This window comes from Nonomuraea rhodomycinica (assembly GCF_013363995.1).
In the GTDB taxonomy this organism is placed as follows: domain Bacteria; phylum Actinomycetota; class Actinomycetes; order Streptosporangiales; family Streptosporangiaceae; genus Nonomuraea; species Nonomuraea rhodomycinica.
Genome location: NZ_JABWGO010000014.1, coordinates 1 through 26,766 on the forward strand (window position 1 = coordinate 1; position 26,766 = coordinate 26,766).

Sequence of the window (26,766 nt, forward strand, 5' to 3'; positions counted from 1 at the left end):
CGAGGTCGCCGAGTTCGGCGTCAAGGTCACCATCATCGAGCCCGGCGGCTTCGCCACCCGGGGCGGCAAGAACCCCAACCCGCTCGACAACGGCCACGTGGCCACACCCGACCCCGCCTACGACGGGTTGCGCCGCCGCCTGGGCGCCATGGCCGGCAAGCAGCCCGCCGGCGACCCCGCCGCCGCCGCCCAGGCCCTGCTCACCCTCGTCGACTCCGACAACCCGCCCCTGCGCATCCTGTTCGGCCAGGGCTTCCGCCCGATGATCGAGCAGGCCTACGCCGACCGGCTGAAGACGTGGGCCGACTGGCAGGATCTGTCTGCGCAGGCCCAGGGCCACCTCGACCAGGCGGCCGCGCTCTGAGCCCCTCCCGCCGATCCGGCGGCGGAATCCGGTTGCGAGGCGCCGATGGGACTGGTGTGGTGCACGCATGAGAAGTGCCAAGAGCCGGCACGACGGACGAGGACCGGAAGGGATCCGCACAGGCACGCGATCACCGGCGCCATGGCACGCCTTGGCGGTGCTCGGCGCCCTGATGCTGGCCGCCCTCACCTTCAACACCGCGGAGAACCTGCCGGTCGGCCTCCTGGGGCTCATCGCCGACGACCTCCAGGTCTCTCTGTCGGCGGTCGGTCTCCTGGTCACCGGGTACGGCGTGACAGTGGCCGTCGCGTCCGTGCCGATCGCGCACCTCGTGCGGGCGGTGCCCCGGCGCCATGTGCTCTCGGGGCTGCTGGGGGCGCTCGTGGTGTCCAGTCTCGTCGCGGCGCTGGCGCCCTCGTACTGGCTGCTCCTCGTGGCGCGGCTGCTGACGGCGCTCGCCCAGGCGCTGTTCTGGGCCGTGATGGGGCCGGTCGCGGTGGGCCTGTTCGCGCCGCGGGCGCGGGGGCGGGTGATGGGGGCGTTGTCCGTCGCCGGTTCGCTCGCCCTCGTGCTCGGGGTGCCCGCCGGGACCTGGCTGGGCCGGCAGAGCGGCTGGCAGGTGCCCGTCGCCGTGCTGGCGGCTCTGGGGCTGGTCTCGCTGGTGACGATCGCCGTACTGCTGCCGACGTCGCGTCCGGACGAGGAGCCCGCCGCCTACGCGACCAGTCCCGACGTACGGCGGTTCGGCACGGTGCTGGCGGCCGGAGCCTTGTCCGCCACCGGGGCGTTCACCGGATACACCTACATCGTGACGTTCCTGGGTGACGTGAGCGGATTCTCCCCGGACACGGTCAGCGTCCTGTTCGTGGTGTTCGGTGTCGCGTGCCTGGCCGGGGTGAGCGTCACCGGGGCGTTGCTGGACCGCTTCCCGCAGTCCGCGCTGGCCGCCGCCGTGGCCACGCAGGCGGTGGGCATGCTGGGCCTGTACGCGTTCGGCGCTCACCAGGTGGCGGCGGTGGTGTTCCTGACGCTGATGGGGGGTGCGCTCGGCCCGGTGTTCATGACGACGCAGAACGCGATGCTGCACTGCGCCCCGGGCCGCACGGACATCGCCCTGGCGGCGAACTCCGGCGCCTACAACGCCGGCATCGCGGCGGGTGCCGCGCTGGGGGCGTTGGTCCTGTCGCTCGCCGAGGTGCGGGGCACCTTCCTCGCCGGCGGGCTGCTGACCGCCGGGTCCTGCGTGGTCCTCCTCGGGGGCCGGCTGCTGCGCGGGCGCCGTCGTCCGGAGCGTTCAGCACGCCGATGAGCCGCCGGCCGGCCAGCAGCCGGCGGCTCAGGCGACCGCCACGGGCCGCAGCCGGGGACTCGGCGTCTCCCCCGCGACGTCCCGCGACGCCGGCGGGCAGCCGGCCGTCAGGCGGTGATCTCGGCGGTGGCGGTCAGGACCGCGCGGCCGAGGATGTGGCCGGACATGGTGAAGCCGAGGAAGGCCGGAGTGGCGTCGGCCGGGACGCCGATGGACTCGACGTCGAGGGCGTGCACCACGACGAAGTAGCGGTGCGGCCCGTGCCCGGCCGGCGGGGCGGCGCCGATGAAGCGGGCCACGCGGGCGTCGTTGGGCAGTTGGTAGGCGCCCTCGGGCAGGCCCGAGCCGGTGTCGTCGCCCGCGCCCTCGGGCAGGTCGGTGACGGTGGCGGGGATGTCGGCGACCGCCCAGTGCCAGAACCCGGACCCGGTGGGGGCGTCGGGGTCGTAGACGGTGACGGCATAGCTTCTGGTGCCTTCCGGCGCGCCGCTCCAGGACAACTGCGGGGAGATGTCCTGCCCTCCGGGGACGCCGGAGGAGAACTGCTCGGCCGGCCAGGGAGCGCCGTCGGCGACGGTGGTGCTGGTCACGGTGAAGGAGGCCGCCTCGGGAAGGCGGGCGAAGGGGTCGTTGGCGCTCATCGCGTCGGTCCTCTCAAGTCGCGGAATTGAATCGACCATAACACGGATAATCGATTATTTGCTCAATCGTCTACGATATGGCCATGACGGACCACACCCCGCCCCCGCCGGGGAAGCAGATGCTCTCCGAGCAGGTCTACGTGCGCCTGCGGGACGCGATCATGCGCGGCGACTACGCCCCCGGGGACGCCCTGAAGCCGCAGGAGCTCGCCCGGCAGCAGGGCGTGAGCCTGGCCGTCGTGCGCGAGGCGCTCGTGCGGGTGGTCGGCGAGGGCCTCGCCGACCGGCTGCCCAACCGCGGCTTCGCCGTCCCGTCCTTCTCCGACCGCCGCTGGCAGCAGATCGCCGAGGCCCGCCGGACCGTCGAGCCGGCCGTGCTGCGCATGTCCGTCGAGCGGGGCGACGTCGACTGGGAGGCCCGCGTACGAGCCGCCCACCATCGTCTGGCCCGCACCCCGCCGTACCCGCGGGGCGAGAGCGAGCACTACAGCGAGGCGTGGTCCGAGGCGCACCGGGTCTTCCACCGCACCCTGCTGGAGGGCTGCGGCAACCCCGTCCTGCTGGAGACCTTCGACCGGATGTGGACCGCCGGCGAGCTGGCCCGGCGCTGGTCGGCGCACCGCGATCCCGGTCGCGACGGCGTCGGCGAGCACCGCCGGCTGGAGGAGGCCGCGCTGGCCCGCGACGCCGACGCCGCGGCCGAGCTGCTGACCCGGCACCTCACCCAGACCGCGGCCGCGCTCACCGACGGCGCCCACTACGACGCGGCGAAACGACCAGAATAAAGTTCTGTGAATGAGTTGGCTTCCGGATGTCGAGAACGCGGCGCCGGCTCCGTCCCAGGGGCACGAGCGACCACGACGGGCCGCGCGACGGACAAGACGAACCAGGAGAACCACCATGAAGTACCTGCTGCTGAAGCACTACCGGGGCGCACCGGCAGCCGTCAACGACGTGCCGATGGACCGGTGGACGCCTGAGGAGGTCGACGCGCATGTGCAGTACATGCGCGACTTCGCGGCCCGCCTGACGGAGACGGGCGAGTTCGTCGACGGCCAGGCGCTGTCACCCGAGGGCGCGTTCGTCCGGTACGACGGCGAGGGGCGGCCGCCGGTGACCGACGGCCCGTTCGCCGAGACCAAGGACCTCATCGCCGGCTGGATGATCATCGACGTGGAGTCCTGGGACCGCGCGGTCCAGCTCGCCGGGGAGCTCTCCGCCGCCCCCGGGGCCGGCGGCGAGCCGATCCACGAGTGGCTCGAGGTCCGGCCGTTCCTCACCGAGTCTCACACGGTCACCGAGTGAACGAGTCCCTGCTGCGGGAGCTCGTGCCCGCGGTGATCGGCGTCCTCGTCCGGCGCGGAGCCGACTTCGCCTCGGCCGAGGACGCCGTGCAGGAGTCCCTGATCCGGGCCCTGGAGACCTGGCCGGACGACCCGCCGCGCGACCCGAAGGCGTGGCTCGTGGCGGTCGCGTGGCGCAAGTTCCTCGACGCCGCCCGCGCCGAGGCGTCGCGCCGGGGGCGGGAGCTCACCGTGGAGGCCGAGCCTCCCGCGGGTCCCGCGCCCGCCGCCGACGACACGCTGCGGCTGTACTTCCTGTGCGCGCACCCCACCCTGCCGCAGGGCTCGGCCGTCGCCCTGACGCTGCGCGCGGTCGGCGGCCTGACCACGCGGCAGATCGCCGCGGCGTACCTCGTCCCCGAGGCCACCATGGCGCAGCGGATCAGCCGGGCCAAGCGGCGTATCGCGGGACAGCCGCTCGACCGGCCCGGCGACCTCGGGACGGTGCTGCGGGTGCTCTACCTCGTCTTCAACGAGGGGTACGGCGGGGACGTCGACCTGGCGGCCGAGGCGATCCGCCTCACCCGCCAGCTCGTCGCCCTGACCGGCGAGCCCGAGGCCGCGGGCCTGCTCGCGCTCATGCTGCTGCACCACGCGCGCCGCGCGTCCCGCACGGACCCGGCGGGCCGGCTGGTGCCGCTCGCCCAGCAGGACCGGTCCCGCTGGGACACCGCCCTGATCAGCGAGGGGGTGACGATCCTGCAGGCCGCGCTGGCCCGCGACCGGCTGGGCGAGTACCAGGCGCAGGCCGCGATCGCCGCCCTGCACGCGGACGCCCGCAGCGCCGCCGAGACGGACTGGGTGCAGATCGTGGAGTGGTACGACGAACTGCTCGCCCTCACCGGCAGCCCGGTGGTGCGGCTCAACCGCGCGGTGGCGGTCGGGGAGGCCGACGGAGCGGGCGCGGGCCTGGCGGCGCTCGCCGACGTGTCCCCTGACCTGCCCCGTCACGCCGCGGTGGCGGCGTACCTGCACGAACGCGCCGGTGACCTCGAACGCGCCGCCGAGCTGTACGCCGAGGCGTCCCGCGCCGCCACCAGCGTGCCGGAGCGCGACCACCTGACCCGGGAGGCCGCACGGGTGCGGCAACTGCTGCGTCCGTGAGCGGCCGTCCCGATGCCGGCTACCCGTCGGCCGGGTGTCGCGCCGGCGGGATGGTGTGGTTGATGCGGAAAAGGTGGTTCGGGTCGTACGTGGCCTTCACCGCGGTCAGCCGCCGGTGGTCCGCCTCGGTGTAGGCCCGCCTGACCCGTTCGGGAGCCGAGTCGTGGTCGAACAGGAAGCCGGGCAGCATGGCGCCGGTGTCCCACCGCCGGAGCCGCGCCAGCATCTCGTCGGCGGCCCCGCGCACCGCGTCGGCCTGATCGGGCGGGGCCGGCATCCGCAGCCACAGGTGGAAGGCCGCGCCCTGGGTGCTGACCGCGTGCGCGCGGCCCGGCGGCCGGTCCAGCGCCCCGCCCAGGTGCCGCAGCTCGATGCCCGGGAACGGCCCGCCGGACTTCGCGGGGTCGATGAACGAGACCAGCTCCGCCACGGCCTCGTCGTCCGGTTCGCGGAGCAACGCGCCGCGCAGGTGCGCCCCGACCGGGTTCTTGGGGTCCTGGTGGATCTCGGTGATCCGCGTGTACGGCATGGCGCCGCAGGTGTCCTGCGCCGGGCCGAGCGCGCGCAGCGGCTCCACCAGCCGCGCGCCCAGCTCCTCCTCCCCCACGTGGACCAGCGTGACCAGCACGAGCGAACGGCCGCGGAGCTCCTCGGGAAGCTGCGGCGCGTCGGGGAAGCGCATCAGCGTCACCGACGACGACATCTCCTCCGGCTGCTCCCTGGCCCAGGCCAGGTAGGAGCGGAGCACGCGGGTGGCCTGCTCGCGGTTCTCGACCGGGTAGTGGAGCCGGCCGCCGTAGATCGTGCGCAGCGGCAGCAGCTCGATCTCGGCCGCGACCACCACGCCGAAGTTGCTCTTGCCGCCCCGCACCGCCCAGAACAGGTCCGGCTCCTGAAGGGGAGACACGGTGCGCAGCAGGCCGTTGGCGGTGACGATGTCGAGCGAGCGGACGCGGTCGGCGGCGAAGCCGTACGTGCGGCCGGTCAGCGGGAGCCCGCCGCCGGTCAGGAAGCCCATCACCCCGACCTGGCCGGAGGAGCCGCACAGCGGCGCGAGGCCGTGCTCGGCCGCCGCGGCGACCACCTCGTCCCAGCGCAGCCCGGCCCCGATCCGCGCGGTGCCGGCACGCGGGTCCACCGACAGCTCGCGCAGCTCGCCGGTGGCGATGAACACGGCTCCGTCCGCGGGCACCGACTTGCCGTGCCCGGTCGACTGCACCGCGACCGGCCGCCCCGCCTGCGCCGCGAACCGGACGGCGGCGGCCACGTCGTCGGCGTCGGCGGCGACCACGACCGCCGCGGGCCGGTGCTCGACCGTCAGCAGCCAGCCCGAGCAGGCCTGCTCGAAGCCCTCGTCGCCGGGGTGGAGCGTGCGCCCCCGGATCGACGCGCCCAGGCTCACCACGTCGTGCCAGGCCGCCGGCTCCCCCGCGAGGCGGTCGGCGGTGAACTGCACCGGGGCGGCGGCGCGCGCCGGAGCGCCGCCGGCGCTGACGGTGCCCGTCCCGTGATACGCGGCGCCGTCCAGGTGTGCCTCGACGTGGATCCGCCGGCGACCGTGGTGGTCCGCGTCCGGAGCGGGAGTCTCGGTGAGCTCGTAGGAGAAGCGGCCGGGCCCGTCGGCGCTCCAGACGCCGGTGCCCACGCCGTGCGGGGTGCGCAGCGCGACGGTGCCGTCGGGGGCGAAGGAGATGGTGAAGGGGCCGGTCCGGTCGTCGTGGCGCGTCCGGCCGGTCCAGACGCCCGTGAGGGTCTGGAGGGCGCCGGCCGTGGAATCGGTGTCCAGCATTGGGTGATCCGCCTTTCCAAAGAACGTTGGTATGGCCAACGTTGGCGCGGCCAACAGTACACCGAATCGTGGGTGCGGCCAACAAGTTGCTAGATTGGCCCCGTGGACACCCCAGAGGGCCCGCCGCCCGAGCGGCTGCGCATGCTGCCGAGCAGGTTGGCCAACCATGCGGCGATGACCGCCAACCGCATCGTGGATCGGGCGCTCGCCCAGGCCGGCGTCCGGCGCTACCACTACGCCCTGCTCGCCGCGCTGGAGGAGTACGGCCCCGCCAGCCAGGCCGCCCTCGGCCGCCGCATCGGCATCGACCGCAGCGACATGGTGGCGACCGTCAACGAGCTCGCCGAACGGCACGTCGTGGAGCGCGCGCCCGACCCGGAGGACCGCCGGCGCAACATCGTCACCATCACCGCCGAGGGCCGGAGTCTCCTCACCGACCTCGACCGGCTGATCGCCGCCGCCCAGGACGAGTTCCTCGCCCCGCTGCCCGCGGCGGACCGGCGGCACCTGATCGACCTGCTCACCCGCCTCGCCGAGCATCGCGACTGACCGGTCACCCGGTGACCGGGGAGCACCCGGCGATCAGGCCGGCCGCGGCGTCGGGTCAGAGGCGGTGTCAGCACGGCGACGGCCCGGTATCAGCGCGGCCGGCGATGGTGAGTGCGTGAACGGTTCAGCGATCGCGGCCCGAGGCCGGGTGCGATCCGCCCGGGCGGCCTGGCCCGAGCGATCCACCTCTCGGCGCCGTTCGCGGTATCCGTCCGTCCATCTTGACTTCCGTGCCAGAACGAGGGAGCACGCCGCCATGTCCATCACCCTGACCGACCAGGACAAGCTCACCCTGCGGATCGCCGCGTGGGGCGCCGTCTCGCTGATGTCCGCCGCCGGTGTCGCCGACTCGGCGCACAAGGTCGCCACCAGGGGCTCCATCGCCCTGACCGCCGCGACCGGCCTGGTCGGGCACGTGCTCGCCAAGGGGCCCAGGGGCGTGAAGTACGGCAAGTCCGTGGCCGAACTCGCCGACCAGGTGTTTCCGGCGCTGACGGCGTCCATGAACCTGCTCAAGCAGCACGATCCGGCAGAGGCCGAGAACTTCCGCCGCACCGTCATCGTCGCCACCGAGGCATCCGCCCGGGCCCAGCAGGGCGAGCCCAGCCCGCCCCTGGCCGAGATGGCCCGCAAGATCACCGAAGCCCTCGACGCCGCCTGAGGATTCATCACGCCTGAAGGTCCACCGGGGCACGGTCAGTCACGCGACCAGGCGCAACCAGGCCGCCGCGAGTGCGGCGTGACCGGCCGGCGTCGGGTGCACGCCGTCCATGGCCCAGTACTCAGGCCCGGTCGTCGCGGCGAGCTCGGCGAACATGCCGTCCGCGGCGAGCAGGTGCGCGCCGTACGTGCGGGCGAGCTCGCGCACGGCCTGGATCTTCGGGTCCAGGTCGGCGCGCCACTCCTTCCGCTCCTCCTCGCCGATGTGGGCATCGCCGACCTCGACCAGGCCGCGAATCGGCAGGAGGAACGGCTCGATGAGGATCAGGCCGGCCCCGGCCTCGGCGAGGGGGGCGAGCAGCCGGTCGTAGCCCGCCGCGTACTCCTCCGCGGGGATCACGTGTCCGTCCGGGTCGTACGTGTGCCAGCCCATGTCGTTGCCGCCGACGAGGATCGACACCACGTCCGGGCGCGCGTCGAGCACGTCCGCCTGCCAGCGGGCTTCGAGGTCCATCACCTTGTCGCCCGCGACCCCGGTGTTCAGCCAGGTCACGGGCCGGTCGGGGTGCCGCAGGCCCCACTCGCCCGCGATGCGCAGCGGGTAACCGGACCCGAGGCCCTCTTCGCTCTCCAGCCGCCGGCAGTCGGTGACCGAATCGCCGGTGAACATCACGGTGCTTCCCGGGCGGAGGGTGATCGTCATGTGGTTCTCCTGGACATCGGTCGAGGGGAGGAAAGGTTCACCGTTCGAGCGGCTCATCATCCGGTTGCCGGCCGGCCGAACCAACGGCTCGCGGCCCGCTCGAACCCGTCACGATCGGGCTCGTGATCGCCCACCCAGGCGACCACGCCGTCGGGCCGGACAAGCACGGCACCCGATCCGAGGTCGTCTCCCGCCGGCCCGGCCACGTACCGGATCCGGCCCGTCCACCCCGTCGCCGAGTCGGCCAGGCGCCGGTCGACGCTGAAGTCGAGAGCGACGCCGCGTCCGTCCCGCATCAGGTCGCCGAGGCGAGTGCCGTCCCCGAGACGAAGGTCCGGGGCGTTGCGGCCGGTCAGCGGATGCCCGCCGCCGAGGGCGTAGCGGATCGACGATCCCGACGTCTTCTCGAACACGTACGTCGTCCCGTCACGGGTCCCGATCAGGTCTCGGACCACGCCCTGGATCGCCTGGGCATGCGCGTCCGGCCGCATGACCGCCGTCTGGGCGCGCGTCCAGTCGAGCGCCCAGGCGCCGACCGGACGGCGCTCGCCGGTGTAGGTGTCGAGCAGCCCGTCCGGCGCGTGCCCGTGCACGGTCGCCGCGAGCTTCCATCCCAGGTTCATGGCGTCGCCGATGCCGAGGTTGAGTCCCTGCGCCCCGAGGGGAGAGTGGATGTGGGCGGCGTCGCCCGCGAGCAGGACGCGCCCCCGCCGGTAGGTGGTCGTCTGCATCGCCCGATCGGTGAAGCTGGAGGCGAGGCGGACGTCGCTCAGCGTCACGTCCGTACCGGACACCCGGCGCAGGACCGCCTGGAGATGGTCGCGAGTCGGCCGCTGCGAGCGATCGAACGCGCCGCCGTCGAACTCCAGCATGCCGACGTACCCCTCCGCCGGCGTCCGGAGGTACATGCCCGTCGGCGTCAGGTTGAAGCCGGGGCGCAGCTTCTCGGGATCGGCGACGGTGGCGAGCACGACGTAGCCGGTGAACTGCGGCTCGGTGCCGAGGAACTCGAAGCCCGCGAGCCCGCGCACCGTGCTGCGTCCGCCATCGCAGCCGACGACCCAGCGCGCCGCGTACTCGTGCTCGCCGGCTCGCACGACCACGACCCCGTCGTCCTCATCGTCCCGCGCGATGCCGGAGACGGCGACGCCGCGCCTGACCTGCACGCCGAGCACGGACGCCCGCTCGGACAGCACCGTCTCGACCGCTTCGAGGTCGGTCATGACGCCGTCCATCGCCGGGCCGGGAAGCCGGAACGGCAGGGCGGCGATGTCGACGTTGGCCGGATCGAGCATCATGCCGGCGAAGTGGCCCGCGCCACGAGGCTGTGCCGGCTCCTCCGCGACGGGACGGTCGCCGACGCCCGACGCCTTCAGCAGCGGGTGCAGCATTCCCCGCCGGTAGAACGCCTCGACCGACGCCGCGGACAGGCCCCGCATCCCGAGCGGGTCCGCCTTCCACGGGGAACCGGGCTCCGGCTCCCGCTCCAGCACCAGGACAGAACAGCCCGCGAGGCCGAGCTCGCAGGCGAGGAGAAGACCCACCGGGCCGGCGCCCACGATCACTACGTCATGCATCAGAACTCCCTTCCGAAGCCTGTCTTCCGATGCACGCCAAGACTGACCCGGGCCGCTCACATGGGGCGCACACGGCGCTGACATGGCGGTCACGCACGGCACTTGCCGGTCCTGCCATGATTTGGGGACTCGAAGGTGCGCACGCCAAGATTGGGAGATGGACGGGGATGCGCCGCTTCGTGTCACGCTGCTCGGCGCTTTTCAGGCGTCCCGCGGTGACGCCGCCCTGCCCGTTCCGGGTGCCCGGTTGCAGGCTCTGCTCGTACGGCTGGCGCTCGCCGGCGGGCGCCCGATCGATCAGGGCGTCCTGGTCGACGCGATCTGGGCCGAGGACCTGCCCGCCGGCCCCGCCCACGCCCTGCAGGCCCTGGTCTCGCGGCTGCGCCGGGCCCTCGGCTCGGCCGGCGACGTCGCGCAGGTCGCCGGCGGCTACCGGCTGAACGTGGACGCGGCCGACGTGGACGCGCTGCGGTTCGAGCGGCTCGCCGCCGCCGGCCGTGACCGCGTGCGCGCCGGCGACACGCATGCCGCGGCTGCCTTGCTCGCCGAGGCCGTGGCGCTGTGGGGCGACCGTCCCGGCGCCGAGCCCACGGCCGTCGCCGCGGTGGCGCCCGCCGCCGCGACCCGGCTGGCCCACGCCTCGGTCGAAGCCGTCGCCGACCTCGCCGGCGCCGAGCTGACGCTGGGCCGCGCCGACGCGGCCGCCGCCCGCCTGACCGCCCTGCTCACCGAGCACCCCGTCCACGAGCGGGCGGCCGCGCTGCTCATGGACGCGCTCACCGCCCAGGGCCGCCAGGCCGAGGCCCTGGCCCTGTACGAGCGGGTCCGCGCAACCCTGGCCGACGTGCTCGGCGCCGACCCGGGCGCCGCGCTGCGCGAGCGCCACCTGCGTCTGCTGCGCGCCGAGCGGCCCGCCCCGGCGTCCGGCACCGCGCGGACCGGGCCGAGCAACCTGCCCGCCCCGGCGTCCGGCACCGCGCGGACCAGGCCGAGCAACCTCCCCGCGCCGCTGACCGGCTTCATCGGGCGCGACGACGACCTCGCCCGGATCGACACGCTGCTCGCCGCCGGGCGCCTGGTCACCGTGCTCGGTCCCGGCGGCGCCGGCAAGACCAGGCTCGCCGTCGAGGCCGCCCGCCGGCACCACGACGCGTACGGCCACGACGCCTGGATGATCGATCTCGCCTCGGTCACCGAGCCGGCCAAGGTCGGCGCGGCCGTGCTCGCCGGGATCGGGCTGCGCGGCGGCGCGATGTTCGAGGCCCGGACGCGGGTCGAGGGCTCCGACCTGGACGTGCTCGCCGACCAGCTCGGTGACCGGGAGAGCCTGCTGCTGGTCGACAACTGCGAGCACCTGATCGACGCCGTGGCCCACCTGGTCGCGGCCCTGCTGCCCCGATGCTCCGCGCTGCGCGTGCTGGCCACCAGCCGCGAACCCCTCGCGGTCGACGGCGAGGCGCTGGTGCCGCTCGGCCCGCTCCCGCTGCCCGGGCCGGACGACGGCGTCGAGCAGACCCGGCGGGCGGCGTCGGTACGCCTGTTCACCGAGCGGGCCGCGGCCGTGCGCCCGGGCTTCGAGGTGGACGAGACGACGTTGCCCGAGGTCCGGCGGGTGGTCCGCGGCCTGGACGGGATGCCGCTGGCGCTGGAGCTGGCCGCGGCCCGGCTGCGGACGCTGTCGCTGCCCGAGCTGGCCGACGGGCTGTCCGACCGGTTCCGGCTGCTCACCACCGGCAGCCGCACCGCGCTGCCCCGGCACCGCACGCTGCGCGCGGTCATCGCCTGGAGCTGGCAGCTGCTGAGCGAGCACGAGCGTACAGTCGCCGAACGCGTCTCGATCCTGCCCGGCGGCGTCACACCGGCCTCGGCCACCGCGGTCTGCGCCGGCACCGCGGTGCCGGCTGCCGACATTCCCGAGCTGCTCGCGGCCCTGGTCGACCGGTCGCTGCTGCAGCTCGCGCCCGATCCGGGCCGCTACCGCATGCTGGAGACGCTGCGCGAGTACGGCACCGGCCGCCTGGCCGAGACGGGCGACCTCGGCACCGTCCGCGACCTGGCCGCCGGCCACTTCACCGCGCTCATGGCCCGGTACGATCCGCAGCTGCGCGGCCCCGGCCAGCTCGCGGCCATGCGCGTCATCAGCGCCGAGTACGACAACGCGCTGGCCGCCCTGCGCCGGCGGTGCGACACCGGCGACGCTCCCGGCGCGGTCGCGCTCGCCCTGAGCCTGACCTGGTACTGGCAGATGTTCGGCCGACACCGCGACGCGGCCTACTGGCTGGGCGAGGCCCTGGCGGTGCCCTGCGGGGAGCCGACGCCCGACCGCGACTGCGCCCAGGCGATCTACCTGTCCAACCGGCTCGACACCCGGCCAGGGATGACCGCCGGGGAGGCCGCGGGCGACCGGGCGCGGATACGTGAGCTGACCAACCGGCTGCTCGCCCACCCGGAGCTGCCCGGCCCGTACGGCGCGTACGCGCTCACGCTCGCGTTCCTGCAGGAGGAGAAGGCCGCGCTCGCGATCGTCGAGCACCTGGCCGACGGCGACGACGTGTGGCTGTCCGGGCTGGCCCACATGTTCCGGGCCCGGCTCGCCGAGAACGCGGGCGAGCTCGGCAGGACGCGCACCGACGTGACCGCGGCCCTGGCCCGTTTCCGGCAGGTCGGCGACCGCTGGGGCCAGGCCGCCGCCCTGCCGATGCGCGCCCAGCTGCGGCAGTACGACGGCGACCTCGGCGGCGCGCTGGCCGACCTGCGCGAGGCCCGGTCGCTGGCCGGCGAGTTCGGCCCGCTCGGCCTCGGCGACCAGGTGTTCAGCGACCTGCGCTGGATCGACCTGCACCTTCGGCGCGGCGAGAGCGACCTGGCGATCGCGATGACCGAGTCGGCCCGCGAGCGGGCGCGGCGGGCGACCTCGAAGGAGCTGCTGCTCCTCTTCGACGCGTGGGAGGCCGGCTTCCGGGTGCGGCTCGGCGACCTGGACCGGGCGCGGGCACTGCTCGACGACGCCGAACGAGAGCTCGACGGCGACGCCACGTTCGCCGGTGACCACGTGCGGACGCTGGTCGGCAGCGCACGGGCCGCGCTCTGCCTGGAGACGGGCGACCTGGCCGGCGCGGAGAAGGCGCTGGAGAAGGCGTACGCGGCGGCGTCGGCCAGCCGGGACCTGCCGATCCTGTCGCTGGTGGCGGTGAACGCCGCCGCGTACGCCGGGGCGCACGGACGGCACCACGAGTCGGCCGTCCTGCTCGGCGCCGCGTCCCGGCTGCGCGGCGCTCACGACCACACCGATCGGCAGGTCCTCGAGCTCACCCGCCGGGGGCGGGCCGCGCTGGGCGAGGACGCCTTCGCCGCGGCGTACGGGAAGGGCTGGCAACTGGACGGGAAGACGGCCACGACCGCAGCCGACCCGGCCCGGCTGCGCGGGGAAACTGGTCCGCGCTCGATGTGAGTCACCTGGCCACCGGCACGTCTCCCACACCTCCACCGCGTTTCGCGACCTGACCGCCGACGGCACGTCCACAACCTGAAGGAACGCCGCTCGCCGCCACCGCCGCCCGCACGGGCTCAGAACCGGTAGCGGAGAATGCGCACTCCTTGCCGGGACAAGACCGTGCTGCGGGCGGTGAGACGGGTCAGCGCCCGCAGGGGTTGCGGGAACCGGGCTATTTCCGGTGCGCGGGTGAGGATCTGCTCCTCGATCAGTTCGAGGCCGGCGCCCCAGGACTCCGGCTCGTGTGGGTCGTCGAAGCCCTGGGCGGCTTTGATGCCGAGCGCCTTGATGGTCGGGTGGTACTTCATGGCCCAGGCGGCGAAGCGGGTGTAGCCGTTGAGCGCGAACTCGCCCGAAGGGAAATGGCCGGCCAGCGCGCGGGTCATCGCCTGGAAGGAGTCGCCGGGCATGAAGGGAAGCAGCCCCTCGGCGACGATCATGGCCGGCCGGTCGCCGGGGATGGCTGTGAGCCAGTCGGAGCTGGTGAGGTCGGCTCCGACCAGGTGGGAACGGCCGGGCAGACGTTCGGCCCGCAGCTGCACCACTTCCGGGAAGTCGATGTCGTACCAGTCGACGCCGGGCGGAGGATCACAGCGGACCATCCTGGTGTCCAGGCCGCAGCCCAGGTCGAGCACCACGCATCCCGGATGAGCGGCGATGTAGGCGCGGACGACGCCGTCGAGCTTCTTGGCGCGCAGTGCTGTGGTGAGGACGAGGTTGGGTTTGACCTTCAGCTTGCCGAAGTCGTAATCGATGGTGCCGGCCAGGTCGGCGGAGAGCGTGTCGCCGAGGATCGGGCTGGGCCGCCCGGCGTCCAGGGCCCTGGCGTACAGAGTGAGCAGCAGCGTTTCCTGGATCAGCCCGAGCTTGGGTTGCCAGCGGTGCATGGGGATTCCTTAACGGCGTAGCGGATGACGGGCCGCGAGATTCTGCAGCCACGTCAGGGAGTCGTGGGCGGCCTTGATGCGCTCGGCGCGGTGCCCCTCGCCGCCCACGATGTCGAGCCCTTCGTCGGCGATCTCGCCGAACGCGCTCAGGCTTTCGAGCTTGCGCTGGATGACCTTCTGCCAGGCGTCGTCTTCGATGCGGTAGTAGGAGACGCGATCGCCGGGCCGTCTCACCTTCTTGACCAGGCCGATGGCCGTGAGGAAGCGCATGTTCGAGGTGAGCGAGGCCCGGCTGGCCTGGATGACGTCCGCGATCTGGCCGGCGGACTGCTCGGCCGGGTCGCAGATCATGAGCCATCCGAGGATGCGTCCGGTGATGGGTGGCAGCCCCCACTCCTCGACGCAGAAGGCGGTCACCCGCTCCACCCAGCGGAGCAGCCGGTCCTGCTGTTCCTCAGTGCTCATCGTCGCGTCCTCCGTTGTTGATCGTGTGCCGGTTCACTGTGTCATGGCGGCCACCGACTCGTAGGTGGGTGTCGGGGTGATGTCCGCGAGCCGGGTCCTGCGCAGGTAGAGGTCGAACCAGTCGATCGCGAGCGCCGTCGCCTCCTCCAGGCCCGGGCCGGTGTACAGGCCGAGCACGTCGTAGGGCAGCACCGCGAGCCGCTTGGGCTCGCCCGCCTTGGCGAAGGCACTTTGCGCCTCCTCCAGCATGTGGTACGGGTCCCAGCCGCCGTTGGCGATCATCAGCAGCGGCGTCGGCGCGAGCCGGTGGATGAGGTCCTCCGGGGCGAAGGTGAGCAGGTGCTCGGCCGAGTCGAGGGTCTTCTCGTTGCGGTAGGTGGGAAACAGGCGGGTCGACATGTCCGGGGTGTCCTTCACGCTGTCGCCCTCCAGCGTCAGGTGCGGCACGCGAGCGCTCTCCCCGCCTTCGTAGCGCCGCTGCCAGTCCTGCTGCAGCCGGTCGCGCAGCGCGTGGACACCGGCACGGCCCAGGAGGCGTTCCATGTACCGCCATCCGTTCCACACGCTGGGGCTCTGCACGACGACGCACTTGATGCGCCGATCGAGCACGGCGGCCTGGGCCGCCACCGAGCCGCCGACGCTCACCCCCCACACCCCGATCCGCTCCGGCTGCACTTCGGGACGGGTCTGCAGGTAGGACACGGCGCTGCGGAAGTCCTCCACCTGCCGCTCCGGGTAGTCCAGGCCGCGCGGCTCGCCTTCGCTCGAGCCGACCGTGCGGTAGTCGATGGCCAGCACCGCGAAGCCGGCCTTGACGAAGTACGGCGCGAAGAACGCCAGCGCCTCTTTGACCATCACCCCGCTGTGCCCGAGCACCAGCCCGGGGACCGGGTCGCTCGTGTCGGGCAGGTAGAGGTCGCCCGCGCAGCGGGTGCCGAGGCTGTTGAAGGTCACGTGTTCCATGGTTTGCTCCATGCCTGTTGGCTAGTTATTTCAAACATGACTGAAATATCTAGCAATGTCAATCCGGTAGACCGTTACCGAGTTCCGCCACGCCCGCGTCCGCTCCAAGGGCGGCGCCATCGAATACGTGCACTGGGCCACCGCCACCGCCACAGCCCGCCTGCCGCCTCGCCTGCTGCCCCGTCTGCTCGCCGGCCGCGCCGCCGGCCCGGTGTTCCTGGCCGACCGACGCGCCCCCGCCTCCGGACGACGCGCGCCGGCGGCCGCCGACACCTGCCCCCCACCTACGGCCACGGCCGCCTGTCCTGCCTGCGCGCCGAGCACCTGTTCAAGACAGCCTCAGCCGAGCTCGACCCCCACAGCGACGGCTGGACCCTGCACCAGCTGCGCCACAGCGCGCTGACCCACCTGGCCGCCTCCGGCCCAACCACGCCCGAACTGCAGGCGAAGTCCCGCGGTGGACGACGGCGACCTCGGACACGGCCGGGTCGCCCTGCACCTGGCCGGCCCCGGCCGCTACGTACGCCTGGGTGAGGAGACCTCCGCCCGCGTCACCGCCGAGCACGACCCCGCAGCCCGACGACGCAAGCGCCCGAACCCACACCACTGGGTGATCTTGCATCGTCGGAGCAGTCCCGATCAGACTGCTGGACGAGTACGCCGGGTGACGCAGGCGCGGTCCTAGCCGAGGCGGGCGCGGCCGGCGTGCGGGCAGACGCCGGCCGCGGCCGGGTGGCGCACGGGAACGGGGCCGCGTTCGGTCGGCCAGGCGAGCACTCAGCCGCCCCGGCCGCTGCGGAGCTCCGCCGCCACAGCGCGTTCCCGCAGCTCCGCCGCCTCGCCACGCGCCGCCTCCAACTGCGCCCGTACGTCGTCCAGCCGTGCCCGTTCCAGCCGGAGCTCCACCCGCAGCTCGTCACGCTCCCCGGACAGGGCGTCGGCCCTCTCACGTTCGGCGGCCACGGCCTCGGCCCGGTGCGCGGCCTCCCGCTCGGCCAGCTCGGCGGCCTCACGCCGGGCCGCCTCCAGGGTCTCGGCCAGGGCGGCGAGCTCGCGCTCCATCCGTTCGCGCTCACGCGCGGCCTCCGCCACCTCGGCGGCGGCGTTCTCCTGCGCCTGCGCGACGAGCGCGGCGGCGTTGTCACGGGCCTGCTCGGCCTCGCTCAGCGCCGCGGCCCGCTCGTTGAGGGCCACAGCGCGGTCGCGTTCCGCCTGCGCGGCGGCACGCTCGGCGCTCTCCGCCCGCGCGACCGCTCGGTCCCGCTCCTGCTCCGCGGCCTCCGCCCGAGCCCGGGCCGCCGCCACCTCGCGCTCGGCCTCCTGCCGCGCGTGTGCCGCCGCGGCCACCTCCTCCCGGGCCCGGTCGCGCTCCGACCGCGCCAGCTCGGCGTCCTCACCAGCCTGTACGGCCTGCTCCAGAGCCTCCCGCGTACGGGCCTCGGCCGCCTCCACCCGCTCGGCCAGCTCCTGAACCGCCTGGTCACGGGCTCGTTCGGCCAGCTCGACCCGGGTCACCGCCTCCTTCGCCCGCCGTTCGGCCTGCTCGGCGCGGCGCGCGGACTTCTCGGCGTTCTGCAACGCCTGCCGTTCGGTGCTGGCCGCCTCACGCAGCGCCGCGAGGGCCTGTTCGCGGGCCCGCTCGCCGTCGCCGAGGGCGGTGTCGCGCTCGGTCTCGGCCTCCTCGACCCGCAGCCGCATCTGCGCCGCTTCCCGGCGGGCGTGCTCGGCCGCCTCGCGAGCCAGCCGTACCTGCTCGAACGCCTGCTCCCGTTCGGCACGCGCCACCGCCACGCGCGTGTGCGCCTCCGCCTGGACGGCGCTCAGCTTCGCCTCCACGCCGGCGGGGCTCAGCTCCTGGGCGAGCGCGTGCGCGAGCGGCTCGATGGCGGCGGCGAGCCCGCTCTCCATCCGCTCGTACAGCTGCTCCGCCCTGGCCAGTGCCCCCTCCAGCCCCGGGGTGGCACGACGCAGCTCTCTTTCCCGCTTGGCGGCGGCCTGGCAGTCGCCCTCGGGACAGTACGCCTTGGGACGGCCTCTCCCCCGCCGCTGCTCGATCGGCGCCCCACAGTGCTTGCACGGCGTCACCACGGTGACTTCTCTGTTGATCTGTCGAGTGCTGGCATCACTGACCTGCGGTTCGCCATTTGTGTCCGGGATGGTCACTGGTCTTGCCTTCTCATCTGAAGCGGCGGATTTCGTGGAACGGGATGCCGATGGCCAAGGTGTAGCTGCGCTGGGCCCAGAACCGGTGCCCCCTGTACGACGGGAACGAGCGAACCGGCCGCGCCGGCGTCTCGACCTCCTCCGCCAGGAGAGCCAACGACACCCGTCGTTCTGTGCCGTCGTCGCTCAGGTATACCGCCTCAGAGCTGTCTCGTCCGGGCGCACGTGGCACGGGCAGATGCGCCTTCACATCGGCACCATCGACTTCATGACAGCGCGGATGGAGGCGTCTTCGAATCCACATCTCTGCAGTTCGCAGATGTAGCGCACCTTGAGCAGCTGACCACGTCCCGTCACGGTGAACAGCACGATTTCGCCGGTGGGGAAGCTTTCCATGTCGGAGGCGTACTCAACATAGGAACTACGCAGCAGGTAGCCCGGCGCACCGGTGCCCACCACCACTCTCTCGCGTTCCTCCAGGACGACATCGTGGTAAACGTCGCGGACGTCCTTGAGATGCTCCTCCACCGCCTCTTCCAACGAAGCTCCATGCGGGAGCAGGGACACCTGATACTCGGCAAACCAACCGAACGGCCACCATGGCGGCTCGGCAGTCATGACCATCGGCGGGCGCAAGTCAGCATCGACGTCGACTCGCCAGCCTGCCGGGTAGCCGACTCGAAGGCCCTGCGCGACGTAGTACCGCACCTGCGGCCCCGCCTTGTCAGCACCCGCCAGCAGGCACACCATGACGACCGCCAAGATGATCCGTCGGAGCCGTCTCGTTCCTACCGCCACCTCGGGGTTCTCAGAAGAAGAACCGGGAGATCGCACACCCATCGGGCGCCCCCCTCTCACCTGATCATCCTCGTCACGTCAGATGAGAGCTCGCCACCTGCTTCGTCAGATCGCCTGAGAACTCGCCACTTCGGACGAGAACCCACAGTCACCACGCCTGTCTCTGCGGTCACAGTGGCACCATACCATTATTGATTTTCTAGAAAATCAAAATAAGAAAATCAGATCTGTTGTGTCGCGCCAGGCGGCAAGCAACTTGCGGGAATGCAGAATTCTCGCAAGTAACTGTCACGCAACGCTCGCCGACTTTGAGTGACTGCGGATGGCCGAGTACGGCCACGTGCCTGGCCATGGGCTCGAGGCACCCGCCTCCAGGTGCGGATCGCCACGAAGTTGGCCCACAGCACACCCTCTAGCCCGTGCCCGTTGCCCCGGGTCTACGGCCGCGCTCTACAGATGGATCGTGACGATCTGCCTGTCAGTAGGTCGTGCCAGCCAGCGTCAGTGTCGCGTTACCGCTCGTCAGAGGCCGACGTTGCGCATGGCGTTGTCCCGCCACCGGTCGACGGCCCGGATGTAGCGCAGCACCACAGGGGAGGCCAGCGCCCAGCGGCCGTGCTTGGCGATGACGGCGACCGGGACGCCGGCGGCGTAGGCGACGGTGGCGCCGCCGGCACGCAGGCTGTGCGCGGTGACCGCCGCGCTGGGCACGCCGGCGCGGACGGCCAGGTCGCGGACGATGACGTTGACCGCGTCGGCGCCGAGCGAGGGGCCGATGGTGCCGTGCCGGTTGATGCGGCGCAGCAGCCGCCCGGCGGTGTGTCCGGCCTGGTCCAGCACCTGGAGCCAGTCGCGCCAGGCGGCGACCGGATCGGTGACCGGATGGCTGCCGCGCGGGATGGCGATGGTCTCGCCGGCGGAGTCCTTGTCGGTCTTGGAGGTGCGGATGGTCACCTCCAGTCCGTCGGCGACCTCGCGCACGTCGTCGCGGGTGAACGCGACGAGTTCACTGCGCCGGCCCATCAGCGCCAGGCCGAGGACGAGCAGTAGCCGGTCGCGCAGACCTCTGGTGGTAGCCAGGTCGCAGGCGGAGACCATGGCGCGCAGCGCATCGATGGTGATCGGCGGGGCCTCGCGCTGGCCGCGGCCGCCGTCCTCGGCGCGGCGGCGCTTGTAGGCGCGCAGCGCCAGCCGGGCGGCCTCGGTGCCGGGCCGGCCGGGGTGGCCGGACAGCCGGTGCATGGTGCGCATGGCGGCCAGGGCCTGCTCAATGCTGGCCGGCGCCTGCCCCGCCGTACACAGATGGGCGGTGTATTCGGCCAAGGTGGCGTCGGTGGCGGGCAGCGCGAGCCGGCCGTGGGTGGCGCACCAGGCGGTGAAGGCGGCCCATTGCCGGGCGTAGGCGCGGCGGGTGTGCTCGCTGAGCGTGTGGTCTGCGGCGGTGTGCGCACCGCTATTTTCCAGTGGCCCGGAAATGGGCCGCCACTCCCCCGCCGGTAGGGCGTGAATGCAAGCTCCTAGCGGCTGATCAAGCCCGCGGCCCGTTTCTGCCGTATTCCGGTGGCACCCCCACAGGTCCTGTGGCGGAAGCCGCCCGTGCTCGCGCTCGCCGCCGTCCCGGGCACGGCGCTCGGCCGCCTCGGCGAGCCGTCGACCGCGTCGCCGGCGGCGTGGGTCGCGGCGGGTGCCGCCGTACGGAAGCTGCACGACGCGCCGCTGCCGCCGTGGCCCGGCCAGAGCCTCGACGAGATCGCATCCCGCCTCGACGGCGAATGCGAGTGGCTCGTCACGAACGGGGTCCTTCCCGCCGACCTGGTCACGCGCAACCGCCGGGTCGCCGAGGCCGCGCTGCGGCCGTGGACACCGGTGTTCACGCACGGCGACCTGCGGCTCACCCACGTGTTCGTCGACGGTGGCGAGGTCACCGGCGTGATCGACTGGTCCGAGGCGAACCGGGGCGACGCCCTGTACGATCTCGCCATCCTGACGCTCGGACACGAGGAGCGCCTCGGCGACGTCGTCGCCGGCTACGGCGCCGACGTCGACCTCGACGTGATCCGGGCGTGGTGGTCGCTGCGTAGCCTGGTGGCGGTCCGCTGGCTGATCGAGAACGACTTCGACACCTTCTCGCCGGGCTGCGAGGTCGACGTGCTGAGAGCCCGGCTGTGAGGCCGCACGAGCCGGCGATCTGCCGTCAGGGCGCCGTCACTGGCCCAGCCGCCACACTGCCCTGCCCAGCGCGTACAAGTGGCGCCCGTCCTCACTGGCAGCCAGCTCCATGATGTCCGCGTGCGTCGTGTCCGGGTTCATGACGTGCCGAGTCTCGCGCGGCCGTTCCCTGGTCCAGCGCCCATCGGTCAGGTGCCACAGTTCGCCGTCGTGGGTCACCGCCCACAACCCGCCACGCCCGTCGTGGACGGCATCGGCGAAACGGGCGTTCCCCTCCTCGTCGGTGGGCCCGAACAGGCAGCTCCACCGCCCGGCCTTCCAACGCAGCGCGAGCAGCCTGCTGCGTGCCAGAGGCTCGAGTTCCGCGTCCTCTTCGTCCCACGTGACCATGCCGAGCGCCCAGAACTCGCCCGGCCGCGTGGGCACCACCGCGCTCAGCTGAACCCACTTCCCCTTGACGCCGGGCACCCGCACGAGCCGCCAGGCGCGTCCGGTCCACTGGGCCAGCGGCGCACGGGCCTCCTCGTCGAGGACGACCCAGGGGGCCTGCGTTGTGCCGGTGAGCGAGGCGCCGACGTCGGGCAGCGGCGTCTGCCGCCAGGCGCGGCCGTCCCAGCGCATCGTCCGGTCGCCCGCCATCACCCACGGACCGCGGCCGTCCACGTCCACGCCGCCCGATGCCAGCGGCCCGCCGTACCACGTGCCAGCCTCCCGGGAGCCGAGGCCGTACTTGTCCTGTCCGGCCCCGGTCAGCACCCAGAGGCGCTCGCCGCTCGCCGCCAGGCCCAGGCTCTTGCCGGGCCACGGGGTGGGGACGGGCTCCAGCGTGTCGCCGGTCAGGCGCCGCACCTCGCCGATGCCGCCGGGGTCCTGCACGGTCAGGAGCGAGCCGTCGGCGCTCACGTTCCCCTGCCTGAAGAACCCGGAAGGGCTGTCCGGGGTGACCTTGCGCCAGCCGGCGGTGACATGGCGGGCGTGGAACTGGTCGCTCCGGCGGGGAGGGCTCTGGCAGGACGCCGGTTTCGCCCGCGTCGCAGGAGCCACGCCGGTGGCCAGCGGACTGCCCGTGGGGTCGGCTCTCGTCGCGGCCGGCCGGCGCGCGGCGGGGTGAGCGTCCGTGCAGGCACTCAGCGACAGTACGGCCAGCGCTGCGACCACCCCACAGGTGACGGCACGAGCGGACAGCGGAGCCTCCATGATCGTGATCTTGATCCGTGGTCCACGATTATGCCTTCCGGGAGCCGCCGGCAACCAGGTGCGCCCACCATCGGCTCGTACACCATCGGCTCGGGCGTGGCCGGACCGGGGAACGTGACTCATGCGGGGTCCGGCAGGCGCATCGACGCGAGTCTCGCGGGATCGGCCACGATCACGATGGCGGTGGTCCGGCCGCCGGCGACCGTGAAGGAGATGATGGACAGCGGGGTTCCGTCCTCGCGCCACGCGACGTACCCGGGAAGGCAGTTGACAGGGCGCGGACGCCCGCCGTCATCCCCTCCAGGTCCGGCCCCGCCTGGTCGTACGCCTTCGTGGTGCTGGACGGCACCCTGATCCCGATCGATCGAGTCGCTGCCGACCGGCCCTACTACTCCGGCAAGCACAAGAAACACGGCATGAACATCCAGGTCCTGGCCGCCCCCGATGGCACGCCGCTGTGGACCTCTGGCTCCTTGCCGGGCTCGGTGCACGACCTGAGGGCCGCCCGGATCTGGGGCATCGTGCGCCGCCTGGAGGCGGCCGGAATGATCGCCCTGGCTGACAAGGGCTACGTCGGCGCCGGTGAGCCCGTGCGGGTGCCCTACAAGGGGAAGAACAAGCCGGCCTCGCAGAAGGCCGCCAACTCCTGCATGCCAAGCTCCGCGGACCCGGTGAACGCGCCAACGCGCAGCTGAAGACCTGGCGCATCCTCCGCAAGCTACGTTGCTGCCCTCTTCTCGCAGGTCAGCTCGTCAAAGCCATCCTCATCCTTCAGTTCCGCGAGGCGGGATGAAAAGCACTCAATGAGCTCTTTCCAACCTGACGGTCCAGGTCACATCGGGTTGGCACAGAACGGTGGCGGCTGAGAGGAGACTCTCGGCAGCCCGAGTCCAAGGTCGAGTTGTACGCGGCGATCCGCCGTGATTTCGAGCGGGGCTGTCTATGCGGGCCACCCAAAGCAAGTACGACGTGGGCTTCCACATGGTGGGGAAAGATCGGCCGGGAACCGTTGAGCACGGGCGTTTCCCTGACATGAGCGATCGTCGTGACTCCCGGCCGCCCACTTGCTATGAAGCCGAGTGAACACGTCCTGCAGCACGTCTTCCGCCGTCTTGTGGTCGTCGACGAGCAGCACCGCGAACCGCACAAGACTGAGCCGATGCAGACGATAGAAGGCGACCAGGTCAGCATCAGGGATGCGGCTGGCGGAGCGGACACTTTCGGTGCCGGCTCCGCCAGCCGCAGGATTTCACTGTCCCTGATCTATGAACGCCCGGGCCCTACCGATCCGCTGCTTCTCCACGTCGAAGATCCGGAGAAGGATCCAGTCCGCCCCCGGCAAGGATCGTTTTCGCCCAGCATGTTCAAGCGAGGGGTCTTGGTGCGGACGAGCCGGGCCTGCGAGGTCAGCCCGGGCCGATGGCGTAAGCTCGGATGATCGTCTGGGCCAGGGTGGTGCCGGACGTGCCGTGGGCAGTAGCCCTCAGCGAGACGAACCCGGGCGTGCGCGGGTTCGGTATCGTGGCGGTCCATCCCGTGGCGGTGCGCTGGGCCGGGATAGTACGCCAGCTCGTGCCGTCGTCGGAGGAGAGCTCCAGCTTGAGCGTGGAGGGAGCGCCCTCGACCTTGATGGGCAGTTCGGTCAGTGAGCCGGGTCTGGCGCGGTTGAAATCGTCGAGTCCGCCGGGCGCGTAGCGCACCGCCATCAGCGGTAGCGGCCGCTCCGCTTCCGTGCGCGCTGACCGGAAGGTCCACACGCTTTCCACCGCCGTGGACAGCGCGGAGTAGGGCGCTTGGCTGCGCATGGACGCCCGCAGCGTGTAGAGGCTCGATTCCGCCGGCAGCGCGGCTTGGAGGCGGCAGCTTTCCCACTGGTCGAGCGCGCAGCCGGCGAGGGGTGTCTCGGTGAGCACGTGCCCGTTCCGGCTGAGGGTGGCGGTGCCGGTGGCCGCGCTGTCCGCTCCAACCCTGCCAGGGGCGGGGTCGGTGAACAGCCCGACGGTGGAGAAGGTCAGCGTATTTCCGGTACGGCTGCCGCGAATCCCGGCTGTCGCGGGACCGGTCACCGCGGCGTTCCAGGTTTGCCGGGTGTGCTGTCCGGGCTTCATGGCTTGGCCATCGTCGGCGAGGGTGTACGTGCCGAGTTCGAGCATGCTTTCCCAGATCAGGCCGGGCGTGCGGTTGTAGGTGAGAGTGCCGGGCAGGTCCAGGTCCTGGGGTGGCGAGGCCAGGGACGCCGGCCAGTCGTCGCGGAAGCGTGGGCCGCTGAGGGGCAGGCCGGTGGCCGCCATGGCGGACGCGCGGAAGGTCGCGCTCACCGTGGCGAGGTCCTTGCGCCTGGCGGCGTAGGTGGGATCTTCGGGTAGGCCGCCGGCGCGGTGGTCGGCGAGGTCGTACAGGTACGGGCTCGGCACGGCGTCCTTGCTGAACCAGATGGTCCGCAGCAGGTAGCGCAGGCCCTCCTGGCGTGAAGGGACGATGAAGAGCCTGGTGTTGGGGTCCTCGCTCGACGAGCTCGCGATACCCCAGGCGCCGTGTGCCAGGCTCAGCCAGTGGCCGCGTCCGGGGGCCGCGCTCGGATCGTCCAGCGTGACCCGTACCGGATTGCCCTTGCGTGCGTCCACGACCACCTGCTGGTCGCGATCGGCGATGCGCACCGCGGTGTGCGCGACGGTCTTGCCGTACGCCCGCTCGCTGAAGTCGGTGTAGACATCCCACTCACCCACGGGCAGGCGGGCCTTGCCGATGCCGTCCTGGACGGCCAGTTCGTGGATGACGCCGGTCTTCGGGTCGTACAGTTCGACGTACGGATGGGCGGGGTTGCCGTCCCTGCCGATGACGCTCACGGTGAGGTTGTACGACTCCGGCTCGACGTACGCGCCGGCCGGCGTGCGGATCACGCTCTGGCCGGACCTGGCGGTGATGATGCCGGGGTAGTCGCCCGGCGCTTTCTGGCGGGCGTCGACGGTGAGGGTGAGCGACGCCTCGCCTTTCGCGGGCACTTCCAGCCGTTGGGTGGACAGCTTCAGCGTCTCCCCTTCGGCGGCCAGGTCGATGGTGGCCGGGGTCTCTGCGGTGTTGGCGTAGGTGAGTGTTCTGGTGGCCAGCCGCTCATCCGGGCCGTTCCAGGGGAAGGTGGCCCATAGATCGCCCGGTAGGGCCACTATCTGCTGGTCGACGGCGCGGGCCACGTCCACCCGGCCGGTGCCTTGCTGGTACGGCGTCGCGCCAGCGGAGGGCGCGGCGCTGCCGATGAGCGCCGCCTTGAGCTGCCGGCCGGTCCATTCGGGGTGCTTTTGGGCCAGGATCGCGGCGGATCCCGTCACATGGGGCGCGGCCATCGAGGTGCCGCTGAGCGTCTGGTAGCCGCCACCGGGTGCCGCGGCGACGATGTCCACGCCCGGCGCGGTGATGTCCGGCTTGATCGCGTGATCGCCCTGCCGCGGTCCCCGGCTGGAGAAGTCGGCGATCCGGTCCGACCTGTCGACCGCGCCGACGGTGAGAGCGGCGTCGGCGTTGCCGGGGCTCGATATTGTGCCGGGCCGGTCACTGTTGCCGGCGGAGATGACGAACAGCGTGCCCGTCCGCTCCGACAGGGAATTTACGGCCTCTTCCAGGGGGTCGAGTTCCAGCGTGTCGGGCCCGCCGAGACTCATGTTGACGATCTTGGCCTTGACTTCGAGGGCGGCCCATTCCATGCCCGCCAGGACGGCAGAGTCGGCGATACCGTCCACGCCGCCGACCTTGCCGATGGCCAGCTTGGCGTCGGGCGCGACGCCCCGGTATTTCTCTCCGGCTCCGGCGACGGTCGAGGCGACGTGGGTGCCATGGCCGAGGGTGTCGCGGATGTCAGGGTCCTCGCTGAAGTTGCGTTCGTAGGCCACTGTCCCCTTCAGATCTGGATGGTCGGGGTCGTAGCCGGAGTCGAGTACGGCCACGGTCACGCCCTTGCCGGTCAGGCCGAGCTCCCAGGCCGTGGTCGCTCCGATCTGCTTGACGCTCTGATCGAGGTCGAAGGAGCGGCGGCCGTCCAGCCAGAGTTTCGTGTTCCTAGTGCCGAGGGCGCGGGCGCCGCTGGTCAGGTCCTTCCACGTCTGGCCCGCGCTTTCCTTCGGCACACGCAGCGTGGTCATGCCGGCGCCGGCAAGCCGCCGGGCCTGGCGGGCGGCCGCGGGAATCTGCCCCGACTGGGCGATCAGCGGGATGTCGGATCTGCGGGCATCGTCATAGCGCCAGGCCAGCAGTTGGGTGACGTCGAACAACCGCCGGTCGAGCGCGCCTTCGACCACCAACGGGCGGGCGTCGGACGGAATCACGTACAGATGCCCTTGGCGCATCTGGCTGGTGAAGTCCACCCGCCGGCCAGGGCCGGGGACGACGCGGAAACCGTTGCCGGCGACCATCACCCGGTCGCCGGTGATCAATGTCACACTGCTCGACGTGCCGGTGCCGGCGGGTGCGGCCGATGAGGGCGTGGGGATGGTAGTGGCCGCTCCCGCCAGCAGGGCGGCCATGAGCGCGTTGCGTAAGGTCATCGTGGGCCTCTCGGGCACGGGAAGATCGTCTGGCCTGTTGTTGCCCGCAGGCCCTGG

General features: G+C 72.4%; 21 protein-coding genes and 1 pseudogene. 10 read left to right on the forward strand and 12 right to left on the reverse strand.

Translation table 11 applies throughout. From position 1 onward, the window contains the following. Both HT134_RS38655 and HT134_RS38660 read left to right on the forward strand, forming a co-directional pair. Positions 1–364, forward strand: a 364-nt coding sequence (locus tag HT134_RS38655; protein WP_512698723.1) for an SDR family oxidoreductase, incomplete at its 5' end; no start/stop codon positions are given. A gap of 157 nt (positions 365–521) precedes the next feature. Continuing rightward, entirely contained in the window at positions 522–1,673 is a 1,152-nt protein-coding gene (locus tag HT134_RS38660) for an MFS transporter (RefSeq protein ID WP_312888773.1), read from the forward strand. A 107-nt stretch (positions 1,674–1,780) separates the two neighbouring features. Here the strand turns inward: HT134_RS38660 and HT134_RS38665 are convergent, their stop codons facing one another. Beyond that, positions 1,781–2,314, reverse strand: a complete 534-nt coding sequence (locus HT134_RS38665) for a YbhB/YbcL family Raf kinase inhibitor-like protein (protein ID WP_175605464.1) — start codon at positions 2,312–2,314, stop codon at positions 1,781–1,783. A gap of 83 nt (positions 2,315–2,397) precedes the next feature. Between HT134_RS38665 and HT134_RS38670 the strand changes: the two genes are divergently transcribed. From HT134_RS38670 to HT134_RS38680, 3 genes are all read left to right on the forward strand, one after another. Continuing rightward, positions 2,398–3,099, forward strand: a complete 702-nt coding sequence (locus HT134_RS38670) for a GntR family transcriptional regulator (protein WP_217708869.1) — start codon at positions 2,398–2,400, stop codon at positions 3,097–3,099. Between the two features lie 115 nt (positions 3,100–3,214). After that, positions 3,215–3,619 (forward strand): YciI family protein, encoded by a 405-nt coding sequence (locus HT134_RS38675; RefSeq protein WP_175605465.1) that lies wholly within the window; start codon positions 3,215–3,217, stop codon positions 3,617–3,619. After that, positions 3,616–4,761: an RNA polymerase sigma factor gene (locus HT134_RS38680; RefSeq protein ID WP_175605466.1), complete on the forward strand. Its 1,146-nt coding sequence runs from the start codon at positions 3,616–3,618 to the stop codon at positions 4,759–4,761. Before HT134_RS38675 ends, HT134_RS38680 begins: the two co-directional genes overlap by 4 nt. A 19-nt stretch (positions 4,762–4,780) precedes the next feature. Here HT134_RS38680 and HT134_RS38685 read toward each other — a convergent pair whose 3' ends face one another. Then, entirely contained in the window at positions 4,781–6,550 is a 1,770-nt protein-coding gene (locus HT134_RS38685) for an FAD-binding oxidoreductase (RefSeq protein ID WP_217708870.1), read from the reverse strand. A gap of 102 nt (positions 6,551–6,652) precedes the next feature. On the opposite strand from HT134_RS38685, the gene HT134_RS38690 reads away from it, so the two are divergent. Together HT134_RS38690 and HT134_RS38695 are read left to right on the forward strand one after the other, a co-directional pair. Then, the gene (locus tag HT134_RS38690; protein ID WP_175605467.1) at positions 6,653–7,099 is read left to right on the forward strand and encodes a MarR family winged helix-turn-helix transcriptional regulator; all 447 of its coding nucleotides are present in this window, start codon (positions 6,653–6,655) and stop codon (positions 7,097–7,099) included. Positions 7,100–7,355: 256 nt separating this feature from the next. Further along, the gene (locus tag HT134_RS38695; RefSeq protein WP_175605468.1) at positions 7,356–7,760 is read left to right on the forward strand and encodes a hypothetical protein; all 405 of its coding nucleotides are present in this window, start codon (positions 7,356–7,358) and stop codon (positions 7,758–7,760) included. Positions 7,761–7,799: 39 nt separating this feature from the next. On the opposite strand, the gene HT134_RS38700 is transcribed toward HT134_RS38695, so the two are convergent. Continuing rightward, a complete protein-coding gene (locus tag HT134_RS38700; protein WP_175605469.1) occupies positions 7,800–8,462 on the reverse strand; it encodes a GDSL-type esterase/lipase family protein in 663 nt (220 codons plus the stop codon). A 56-nt stretch (positions 8,463–8,518) separates the two neighbouring features. After that, complete coding sequence (locus HT134_RS38705; RefSeq protein WP_175605470.1) at positions 8,519–10,039, reverse strand: FAD-dependent oxidoreductase; 1,521 nt, start codon at positions 10,037–10,039, stop codon at positions 8,519–8,521. Between the two features lie 157 nt (positions 10,040–10,196). Here HT134_RS38705 and HT134_RS38710 point away from each other — a divergent pair, with 157 nt between their 5' ends. Then, the gene (locus tag HT134_RS38710) at positions 10,197–13,490 is read left to right on the forward strand and encodes an AfsR/SARP family transcriptional regulator (RefSeq protein ID WP_175605471.1); all 3,294 of its coding nucleotides are present in this window, start codon (positions 10,197–10,199) and stop codon (positions 13,488–13,490) included. Between the two features lie 116 nt (positions 13,491–13,606). Here HT134_RS38710 and HT134_RS38715 read toward each other — a convergent pair whose 3' ends face one another. From HT134_RS38715 to HT134_RS44980, 6 genes are all read right to left on the reverse strand, one after another. Beyond that, positions 13,607–14,419, reverse strand: coding sequence for a class I SAM-dependent methyltransferase (locus HT134_RS38715; RefSeq protein WP_175605472.1), 813 nt, complete (start codon positions 14,417–14,419; stop codon positions 13,607–13,609). A gap of 9 nt (positions 14,420–14,428) precedes the next feature. Continuing rightward, positions 14,429–14,884, reverse strand: coding sequence for a GbsR/MarR family transcriptional regulator (locus HT134_RS38720; RefSeq protein WP_175605473.1), 456 nt, complete (start codon positions 14,882–14,884; stop codon positions 14,429–14,431). Positions 14,885–14,917: 33 nt separating this feature from the next. Beyond that, positions 14,918–15,847 carry an alpha/beta hydrolase gene (locus HT134_RS38725; protein ID WP_217708871.1) on the reverse strand — a complete coding sequence of 310 codons (930 nt, stop codon included), beginning with the start codon at positions 15,845–15,847 and terminating at the stop codon, positions 14,918–14,920. Between the two features lie 777 nt (positions 15,848–16,624). Further along, positions 16,625–17,935: a coiled-coil domain-containing protein gene (locus HT134_RS38730; protein WP_175605475.1), complete on the reverse strand. Its 1,311-nt coding sequence runs from the start codon at positions 17,933–17,935 to the stop codon at positions 16,625–16,627. Between the two features lie 321 nt (positions 17,936–18,256). Continuing rightward, a complete protein-coding gene (locus HT134_RS38735; RefSeq protein ID WP_175605476.1) occupies positions 18,257–18,772 on the reverse strand; it encodes a hypothetical protein in 516 nt (171 codons plus the stop codon). A 558-nt stretch (positions 18,773–19,330) separates the two neighbouring features. After that, positions 19,331–20,383 carry a site-specific integrase gene (locus tag HT134_RS44980; protein WP_312888774.1) on the reverse strand — a complete coding sequence of 351 codons (1,053 nt, stop codon included), beginning with the start codon at positions 20,381–20,383 and terminating at the stop codon, positions 19,331–19,333. Between HT134_RS44980 and HT134_RS46440 the strand changes: the two genes are divergently transcribed. Further along, the gene (locus HT134_RS46440) at positions 20,369–20,977 is read left to right on the forward strand and encodes a phosphotransferase family protein (protein ID WP_312888752.1); all 609 of its coding nucleotides are present in this window, start codon (positions 20,369–20,371) and stop codon (positions 20,975–20,977) included. The two genes, HT134_RS44980 and HT134_RS46440, sit on opposite strands and share 15 nt — an antisense overlap. Positions 20,978–21,013: 36 nt before the next feature. Here the strand turns inward: HT134_RS46440 and HT134_RS38755 are convergent, their stop codons facing one another. After that, positions 21,014–22,174: a hypothetical protein gene (locus HT134_RS38755; protein ID WP_175605477.1), complete on the reverse strand. Its 1,161-nt coding sequence runs from the start codon at positions 22,172–22,174 to the stop codon at positions 21,014–21,016. Between the two features lie 326 nt (positions 22,175–22,500). Here HT134_RS38755 and HT134_RS38760 point away from each other — a divergent pair. After that, a pseudogene (locus HT134_RS38760) lies at positions 22,501–22,967 on the forward strand (HARBI1 family protein); the annotation flags it as partial. A 613-nt stretch (positions 22,968–23,580) separates the two neighbouring features. Here HT134_RS38760 and HT134_RS38765 read toward each other — a convergent pair. Next, positions 23,581–26,688 (reverse strand): S8 family serine peptidase, encoded by a 3,108-nt coding sequence (locus tag HT134_RS38765; protein ID WP_175605478.1) that lies wholly within the window; start codon positions 26,686–26,688, stop codon positions 23,581–23,583. Between the last annotated feature and the right edge of the window lie 78 nt (positions 26,689–26,766).

Coding starts and splice junctions, on each gene's coding strand:
- HT134_RS38710 (WP_175605471.1), top strand. CDS start 10,197: ATGGACGGGGATGCGCCGCTTCGTGTCACGCTGCTCGGCGCTTTTCAG.
- HT134_RS38715 (WP_175605472.1), bottom strand. CDS start 14,419: ATGCACCGCTGGCAACCCAAGCTCGGGCTGATCCAGGAAACGCTGCTG.
- HT134_RS38695 (WP_175605468.1), top strand. CDS start 7,356: ATGTCCATCACCCTGACCGACCAGGACAAGCTCACCCTGCGGATCGCC.
- HT134_RS38705 (WP_175605470.1), bottom strand. CDS start 10,039: ATGCATGACGTAGTGATCGTGGGCGCCGGCCCGGTGGGTCTTCTCCTC.
- HT134_RS38675 (WP_175605465.1), top strand. CDS start 3,215: ATGAAGTACCTGCTGCTGAAGCACTACCGGGGCGCACCGGCAGCCGTC.
- HT134_RS38670 (WP_217708869.1), top strand. CDS start 2,398: ATGACGGACCACACCCCGCCCCCGCCGGGGAAGCAGATGCTCTCCGAG.
- HT134_RS38725 (WP_217708871.1), bottom strand. CDS start 15,847: ATGGAACACGTGACCTTCAACAGCCTCGGCACCCGCTGCGCGGGCGAC.
- HT134_RS38700 (WP_175605469.1), bottom strand. CDS start 8,462: ATGACGATCACCCTCCGCCCGGGAAGCACCGTGATGTTCACCGGCGAT.
- HT134_RS38755 (WP_175605477.1), bottom strand. CDS start 22,174: ATGGAGGCTCCGCTGTCCGCTCGTGCCGTCACCTGTGGGGTGGTCGCA.
- HT134_RS38720 (WP_175605473.1), bottom strand. CDS start 14,884: ATGAGCACTGAGGAACAGCAGGACCGGCTGCTCCGCTGGGTGGAGCGG.
- HT134_RS38665 (WP_175605464.1), bottom strand. CDS start 2,314: ATGAGCGCCAACGACCCCTTCGCCCGCCTTCCCGAGGCGGCCTCCTTC.
- HT134_RS38765 (WP_175605478.1), bottom strand. CDS start 26,688: ATGGCCGCCCTGCTGGCGGGAGCGGCCACTACCATCCCCACGCCCTCA.
- HT134_RS38685 (WP_217708870.1), bottom strand. CDS start 6,550: ATGCTGGACACCGATTCCACGGCCGGCGCCCTCCAGACCCTCACGGGC.